Origin of the sequence: Pseudomonas japonica (assembly GCF_900188455.1) — a bacterium.
In the GTDB taxonomy this organism is placed as follows: Bacteria; Pseudomonadota; Gammaproteobacteria; order Pseudomonadales; family Pseudomonadaceae; genus Aquipseudomonas; species Aquipseudomonas japonica.
Genome location: NZ_FZOL01000049.1, coordinates 1 through 8,251 on the forward strand (window position 1 = coordinate 1; position 8,251 = coordinate 8,251).

The following is an 8,251-nucleotide window of genomic DNA, read 5'->3' on the forward strand; positions in this document are numbered from 1 at the left end:
GAGCGGCGTCAGGAACTGGTACGCACGATCTCGCTGAAGCAGCTGTTCGACAGCCGGCAAGGCACCGACATGGACTGGGATACCGCGCTGGAGAGCCTGCTGGGGGAGGGCAAGCTGAATTTCGAACTCCTTCCGCGGCTGTTCGATGGCGATTATCCGGGGCACTACCTGCGCCAGGTGGTCAGCCTCTCGGTGTCGCTGCCGGCGCTGGTCGGTCCGTACGAGGATGTGCAGGCGATCCTGACCCAGGTGTCCAGCCGTACCGTGCTCAAGGCCGACCCCCGGGCGATGAATGCGCTCTACGACCAGCCGGACAGCGATACCAGCAACATCCTCTACAACCCGCGGGCCAGCCAGAGCATCTGCCTGTCTCGCGGGCTGGACGACCATGGCCTGTTCCAGCTCGACTTCAACGACGAGCGCTACCTGCCGTTCGAGGGCACCGGGGCGTTGTCCACCTGGGAGCTGCGTTTCCCCCGGCATCAGTCGCAGCGTCAGCAGCAGTTGTTGCAGAGCCTGACCGACATCATCGTCCAGGTGCGCTACACGGCGCAGTCCGGAGGGCCGGACTTCACCGAGCATGTGGAGACGCTGCTGGGGGACTGAGGTCCCCCGGCAGCACATGGTCGAACCCACCGAGTTCGTCATTACCGAAGGCATGGCGCCCGCGGACGACGAGGCCGAACCGCGGCCTTGAACGGTGTGACCGCGGGCGGGTGGCGCCGCCCCGGTACCTGATATTTCTGTCAGTAGCGGCAATCGCCACGGCTGAATTAGCTTCAGCGAACCGGCGAGCGACTTGCCGCGCAACCACGGAGATCCCGCCCATGGCCCGGCGCACGACAGCATCCCCCAGCGACACCCTGGCGCGTATCGCGCATCGTCCCGAGCAGGTCGAGCAGCTCTTGCGGGCGGGCCTGGATTCGGCGTTCGCCATCGCCCGCGGCAGTGTCGAGGCGCTGATGAAGGCGGCCCCCGAGCTGCCCGGGGACGAAGCCCGAAAACTGCACCAGCGCGCCAGCGCCCTGGCGGTGCTGGCGGCGCGGCACTACCGCGAGCAGCGCCTGACCGCCCGCGAAACAACCCGCCAGCCCTGGCGCAGCGGCCTGCGTACGCTGGTCGACGGGCCGACCTTCGAGAACCTGTTCAGGCCGAGCTGGGACGATAACTGCCCGCCCGAGTCGATCGAGGCCACCACCTCGCCGGCGGCCTACCTGACCACGCTGTTCCAGTGGGTGACCGAGGTGATCGAGCCGATGGCCAACGCCGAGGAGGACGACCCCATCCTGCTCGCCCAGCGGCGTCCCGACCTGGCCCGGCTGCTGCTCGACAACCAGAGCCTGGAACGGGTCGAGCCGACCATCGCCATCGTCAACGAGATCCTCGAAAGCGCGGCGCGCAAGCACCTCGACGATCACAACGAGACGCAGCGCTCGGCGGACGATGCGCTGCTCGAGGCGCGCTATCCGTTCGGCCTGCCGTTCGAGCGCTACATGTCGCAGATCAACGCGATCCTCCAGCGCAAGAGCTACAGCTTGGGCGAGCTGGTGCGCCAGCTGGACCCGGACTTTCCGTATTTCTGCCGTGGCGGGCTGCATTCGCTGCGCTCCGACGAGGCGCTGCAACTGGACATGGGGATCGGTCCCGAACAGCGCGCGCTGCTCCTGGAGGCGGCGTATTTTCCCCGTGGCGCACGCCGGGTCGCCGCGCGCTCGGTGCAGGTCAGGGTCAATCCGCGCAGCGGACTGCGGGAATCGCTGTATGACCTGCAGAATGGCTTCTACCCGCGCCACTACGGCGTGGAAAAGGCGGAGGAGCTGCTGGCGCTGAGTGCCTTCTGCCTGCGCACCGGGCTGGATCAGGATGGCGTCGAGTCGCTGCTGTCGATCCAGCGCCATGCCCCGGTGGCCTCGCCCAACGTACCCGGGCTGGCGGCGCCGACGCCCGCGCGTTTCGGCTCGGTCTACGTCAATGCCCACCAGGAGCCGGCGTTGGGCGTGAGCAGCGTCGATGGCGAGCATCACCTGAGCGACTGGGTCAACGACCATTTCGATCGCATCCAGCGCATGGTGCGGCTGGCCCGCTGGCTCGATCTGTCGTTCGGTGAGACCGACCAGCTGATCGAGGCGGCGCTGGTCGCCGAACACGGCAGCGCCGGGCGCGGCCGCGAGATCAGCGAGAACACCCTGCGTGCCCTGGGGCTGTTCCAGCGCCTGCGGCGGGATTTCAAGGTCAGCGCCGAGGACTTCGTCGCACTGCTCCACGGCGTCGCGCTGTATGCCCGGGGCAACGCGCTGCCGCAGTTCGACCGGGTGTTCAACGACCCCACGCTGTTCAGCGAACCGCTGGTGCTGGATGACAGTCCGTTCGCCATCGTCCCGAGCAACGCAATCGAATACCGCAAGGTCAATCACCTGTGCAGCGCGCTGGGCATCAGCTTCGAAACCTACCTGTACCTGGCCCGCTACATCGCCCAGGTGCGGCAACCGGCGAAAGCCGCGGGCGAGGTGGAGGACCGCCTGCACTGGTCGCATGCCGTGGTCTCGGCGTTCTATCGCCTGGCGCGCCTGCCCGCCTGGCTGGGGCTGAGCAGCGTCGAGGCGATGGCCTTGCTGCAACTGATGGGCGAGCGCGGGCACCAGTACGTCGCCAGGCTGGTCACGACCCGTCTGGCGACGTACCAGCACAGCGACCTCAGCGACACCCTCAGCGTGGTCCAGGCGCTGACCGATACCGTGCAATGGCTGCGCGACAACGACCTCGATGTCGCCTGGCTGTACCAGCAACTGATGCCGCTGGCCCCGGTGGCCGCGGCCAGCAACCGCGAGCTGGACCTGCTGCGGCAGATCGCCGGGCGCATGGCGCCGGCGATCCTCAGTGACGCAAGTTTCCGCGACGCCGGCATTCCGATGACCACCGGCGTCGACGTGCCCTTGAACATCGAGTGGCTGAAGCAATTGCAGGCGTTCGTGTCAGCGCAGGGGCTGATCCTCGATCGCGCCGAAGACCCGGACGACGCCGCCTACCAGGCAGCGTTGCGCGCGCGTCTGGAAGTCGTCGTCGCCGACCTCGAGTTGCCCGACGGCCCCAGCGTGCTGGTGCGGGTCTTCCAACTGGTGATGGACGCCCGTTCGGCGCAGCGCAGCCTGGTCTGGGAAGCCCTGGCCAACCTGTTCGGCGGCAGCGCCGAGCTGAGCCAGGAACTGCTCGGCTGGGCCGGTGGCAGCAGCTACCAGTTGCTTGAAGAGGTCCTGCGACTGTTCGACGGCAATGACCTTTTGCCCATTCCCGTGGGCGACGATGTCCTCGCGCTGCTCGCGCGCCTGACCCAGCGCATGGCCATCGCCGAACGCCTGGGACTCAGTCCGCTGGCGTTGCGCTGCTGGTGGCAGCATCGCGAGTGGTTCGAAGGCGTGGAGGGCGACGGGCCTGCCACGGATATCACCTTCAGCCAGTTGCACCTGCTGGTGCAGTACCGCCATCTGCTGGAGTTCACCCGCCAGGCCGAGCAGGCGCTGCTGGACTACCTGAAGCTGGTGAGTGACCTGCCAGAGGATCTCAGCGAAGACGACCTGCGCCTGATCCGCGAGGATGCGGCCGGGAAGATCGCGCAATTCACCGGCTTCAGCATCCGCGACATCCTCGAGACCGCGCTGCGGATCAGTGCCGACGGCCTGATCGGCAGCGTGCGGCAGATGGATCACCTGGTACGCGTGCGCCTGGCCTGCGAAACCCTGCAATTGGGCACGGCCGCGGCCGTGGAACTCGGTGCGCTGCGCAGCAACAGCAGCCGGATCGACTATCGCCTGGCCGCCGAAGGCGCCCTGAGCAGCCTGACCGCGGCGCTCGAGGCGCCGGTGGCGCCGGTCCAGGGCGAGCTGGGCCAGAGCGAGACGTCGTGGATCGTGGTGGATACCCAGCGCCTGGTGGCACGTGCCGATGGCAAGGCCCGCTGCCTGCTGACCGTGCTGAACTTCCTCGGCGTGCCGCTGGCCAACATCACCGTGACCTGGGAAACCAGTCTGTCGCGCCTGGATTCGCCGTCTTCCAGCACCACCGACGGCAATGGCCAGGTCTGGGTCGACCTGCTCGCGGGCGAGGAGATGGGCAGCGCCCAGGTCATCGCCTCGCTCGGGCTCGACCGGCGGATCTGTGCGCCGCTGATCCAGATCGACTGCGACGATGCCTCGCTGGCCTTGAAGGACCAGGCGCAGGCACCGGAGCAGGCCCTGGCCGGCAATCTCGAAGCCATCGACTATCGCATCCGCATCGAGGACGACCATGGCAACCCGGGTCGCGACCGGATTATCCAATGGAGCACCGACCTGGGCACCTTCGAACGTCCGCAGACCCGCACCGATGCCGCTGGCGTTGCCTCTGCGTCGCTGCGCAGCCTGTCGTCCGGCACGGCGACGGTGATGGTCGCGCTGCCCTTGAACGGCAAGCACGAAGTGTACGATCCGGTGACCTTCGTCGAACGCGCGTACTTCCAGTACCTGCGTTTCGCCGGTCCGCTGGCGGCCACCCAGGTGACCCGTGCCACTTGCCGGGTGGTCAATCTCGATGGCAGCCCGCAGGCGCAGGTGACGGTGCTGTGGTCGGCGGACTTCGGCGGCTTCGACGTGGACCCTCCGACCAGTGTCACCGATGCCGAAGGCATCGCCAGCATCGGCTATCTCAGCCCGGCCCCGGGCGAGGTGACCCTGAGCGTCGATGCCAGCGTCGACGACACGGCGTTGCAAACGCTCTCGTCGGCGCCGACCCAGGTGCATGAACTGCCCCGGGTGGTGGACGCGGAACCGGCACAGCAGTACTTCGAGATCAACCAGTCGCGCCCGGCGACCTTCCGGGTGCGCCTGGAGCCGGCCGCGTCCGGCTACCCCGTCTACTGGTTCGCCGGCGAGGCATTGCTCGCGACCACCTATACCAGCGCCGACGGTTCGGCGAGCTACCAGCACTATTTCAGGGATGAGCAGTTGGGTGAGCAGACCATCAGCGTGCGCTCCCTGCGCGAAGACGAACAGTTCGATTTCAAGGTGATCGTGGTCACGCCCCATGTCGCACTGGTCGCGAAGAAGGGACCGGACAGCCCCGGCATGGTGCCGATCAACGACGCGCTCGGACGGTTCGCTGTGGATCCCGGCTTGTCGTCGAACCTGTTGATCCAGGCCTTGCGCGAAGACGGTTCGGTGGACAACGAGTTCAGCCTGGTCTTGAGCCTGGACAATGGCCTGGACCCGCAGACCCTCGGCGTGGTCTTCACGCCGGCCTTCGGCGAGCCGCTGGTCAGCGACGAGGAGGGCAACGCGATACTGCGGATCGACTGCACCCATGCGGCCTTCCTCGAAAACAGCGACCCCTATGGCAACGAGTTCAGCATCACGGCACGCTCCAACCTCGGTGTCACCCTGCAACTGAGGGTGTGTCTGCGCTACCTGCTGGACCTGGCCCGCAGCGAACTGCATTTCTTCCGCGGACCGCTCGCGCCTGGCGACGGCGCTGCGCTTTCCGGGCGCCTGGGCCGGCGCAATGGCAATGTTGCCCCGCGCCTGCGCGAGGGCGGACGCAGTCTTCGCCTGACGCTGGAGGGCGCGAAACAGCCGCTGGACGTGCACTTGCAGTCCTACGCGCCCGGGCAGGAGGGGCTCTGGCTGCACGCCGCTTCCTTCCGCGGAGAAAGCGGCAAGCTCGGTGCCAGCTGTCAGTTCCAGGCGCTGGGGGAACTGGGCAAGCGCGTGCAGTTCGCCGGGTCGCCGATCCACGAAGCGCAGCGGGTCATCAGCGATGCCGTCCTGAGCCTGACGCCCGAGAGCGACCCGGGGCTGATCGAAGAGGGCGAAGGCTTCATCGTCGACCATGGTGGCACCTATCACTTCAACCTGAGCCTGAACGATGCCGACGGCCCCATCGCGGGCGTGCCCTTGCTGGCCGCGCACATCCTGGTCAATGGCGTGGATCACTACAGCAGCGGGCCCACCGATGCCGAGGGGCAGATCCGCCTGGAAGTGCACACCGGCAGCGCGATACCGCGCTTGCCGCACGGGCCGGAAATCGGCCTGGCCTATCTGTCGCGGCGCGTGGACCTGCGGGTCTTCGAGCTGGTGGTGACGGAGGTGGATATCAGCCTGGACAGCGAGCAGGGCACGATTCACGCGGTGGCGACATTCACCCGTCGCGAAGGGCGAGCGTTCGCCTACCCGCTGGACTGGCACGGTTTCTTCAACGTGGTCGACGGTGGCGGCATCACCTTTTCGGCACCGTTCCACCAGCAACGGGTGCTGGCCTCCACGGTCAGGGCGGTGGCAACGCCGGTGCCTGGCACCCTGAGGATCGCGTTGAACCTCGCGAGCAAGGAGTGCCGCTGGCTGCTGCAAAGCGATTTCCCGATTTCCGAAGACATGCTCAAGGGAGCGCAATCATGAATCCTCTCTTTGCCCGGCTTGCCGAGGATCACCGCGACGCCCTGGTGGCCTACTACCTTGGCCAGATCGTTCCGCAACACTCGGTGCCCGCCGGCCGTGGCCTGGTCACCGAGCAGGACCTCTATGAGTTCCTGCTGATCGACAACCAGGTCAGTGCCAAGGTCGAGACCAGCCGTATCGCCATGGGCATAGCGAGCTTGCAGCAGTACATCCATGCCATCTTCAACGGCATGGAACCCGGCTACCTGGGCATGCTCGAAGGCCGCGAGCAGGAGCAGTGGCGCGTCGCCAAGAGCGAGTATTCGGTGTGGGGCGCCAACCAGAAGCTGCTCGACTATCCGGAAAACTACCTGGTGCCGAGCCTGCGCCTGAAGCAGACCGAGGCCTTTCGCGAGTTCATTGGCAATACCGACCAGAGCCGCATCTCCAAGGACTCGGTGCAACGGGCGCTGGTGCATTACCTGGACCGCTTCGAGCGCATCAGCAACCTGCAGATCACCAGCGGCTACATCGACGGCCTGGATTTTCGCAAGGCCGACTACTACTTCATCGGCCGCGAGAACGTCGAACCGCGGGCCTGGTTCTGGCGCAAGGTCGCGGTGTATTTCGACGACCCGGAGGAGGGACGTGCCGAGGACGACGACTACCTGAGCCCCACCGCCTGGGACGAATGGATGCCGGTGGCGGTGCCCAAGGGGCACGACGTGGTGCTCATGCGTCCGCTGGTGCTGGACGGCCGCCTGTATGCGGTCTGGGTCGAGCGGCATCGCGAGCAGCGTCCGGTGCCCGCGGCCCGCGCCGAGGTGCCTGGGTTGCAGGAGGAAGTCCCGCGCTACACGGTGAAGCTGGCATACCGCTCGCTGGAAGGCACCTGGTCGGTGCCGATGAGTTATGCACTGGAGCAGGACGGCGACCTCCAGAACCCCCGCCTGGTTGCCTTCGTCAACGAAGCCGATCCGCAGGCGAAGAAGATCGTCATCGGGTTCACTGCCATCAAGGGCACCCCCGCCGAGGGGCTGGCCCTGGACCTGCGGTTCAACGTGCTGTTCCAGGGGATGGTGGAAAGTGACGGCGGCGATGGCACCCTGATCGAGCGGATCGTCAGCGGTATCAACCACTTCATCGAGCCCCCGAACGGCTTGCACCACCCGCTGGCGACCGATGCGCCGATGCAGCTGCAGGTGCGCAACAACCCGAGCGGCGAGCGTGTCATCGCCGGTCCGTTCAACAACAGGATTTACCTGGACTGCAGGATGGGACTCGATGACAGCGGGCCACATCTTCGCATTCGGGGGCTTTCCGACCTTTGGTTGGGCTACCACCAGCCGTATACGGGGGACTTCGTCATTGCCGCCTATCGGGGTCAGACAACGCTCTGGGAGGTCACCTACAGTCGCCCGTTCAACGGCAAGGTGGAAACCGACTTGCATATCGAGCCCCTGGAAGACCGCGAGCCCCTGGTGGTGTCCGTTGGCTTCCCGGAGGAAGTGCTCACGTCGAGGAACCATTACGACATCACGTTTCCAGCGTCCGTTCCCGCGGCCCCGCTGTTGGTCACCAGCCGTGGCGGGCATTTTCTCGACCTGGGCAGTCTGGGCCTGAAAGGCCTGCGCTACGTGCGCCTGAATACCCTGTTCGCCAAGGAACTGGTGGCCCGGGCGATGGTGTCGGTGGATGCCCTGCTCAGTTGGGATACCCAGCACATCGAGGAGACGGGGTTGCCGGGGGAGGGGGTCAAGCAGTTGATGGACTTCCATGGCGCCAACGGTCGCTACTTCTGGGAACTGTTCTTCCATATCCCGCATGCCGTGGCCTGGCGCCTGCACAAC

Annotated in this window: 3 protein-coding genes; all 3 read left to right on the forward strand. The window is 66.4% G+C overall.

Features of this window, described 5'->3' with window-relative positions; all coding sequences use genetic code 11:
* Positions 1–606 (forward strand): Tc toxin subunit A-related protein (locus tag CHB99_RS29915; RefSeq protein WP_487379638.1); only part of this gene is annotated, 606 nt, incomplete at its 5' end.
* A 221-nt stretch (positions 607–827) separates the two neighbouring features.
* Entirely contained in the window at positions 828–6,422 is a 5,595-nt protein-coding gene (locus CHB99_RS29130) for a Tc toxin subunit A (protein ID WP_042130560.1), read from the forward strand.
* A partial coding sequence (locus CHB99_RS29135; protein ID WP_249299730.1) for a neuraminidase-like domain-containing protein occupies positions 6,419–8,251 on the forward strand: 1,833 nt, incomplete at its 3' end. The genes CHB99_RS29130 and CHB99_RS29135, both read left to right, overlap by 4 nt.

What these genes read in the sequence shown, in the direction of transcription:
- CHB99_RS29130 (WP_042130560.1), top strand. Translation starts at nt 828, where the DNA reads ATGGCCCGGCGCACGACAGCATCCCCCAGCGACACCCTGGCGCGTATC.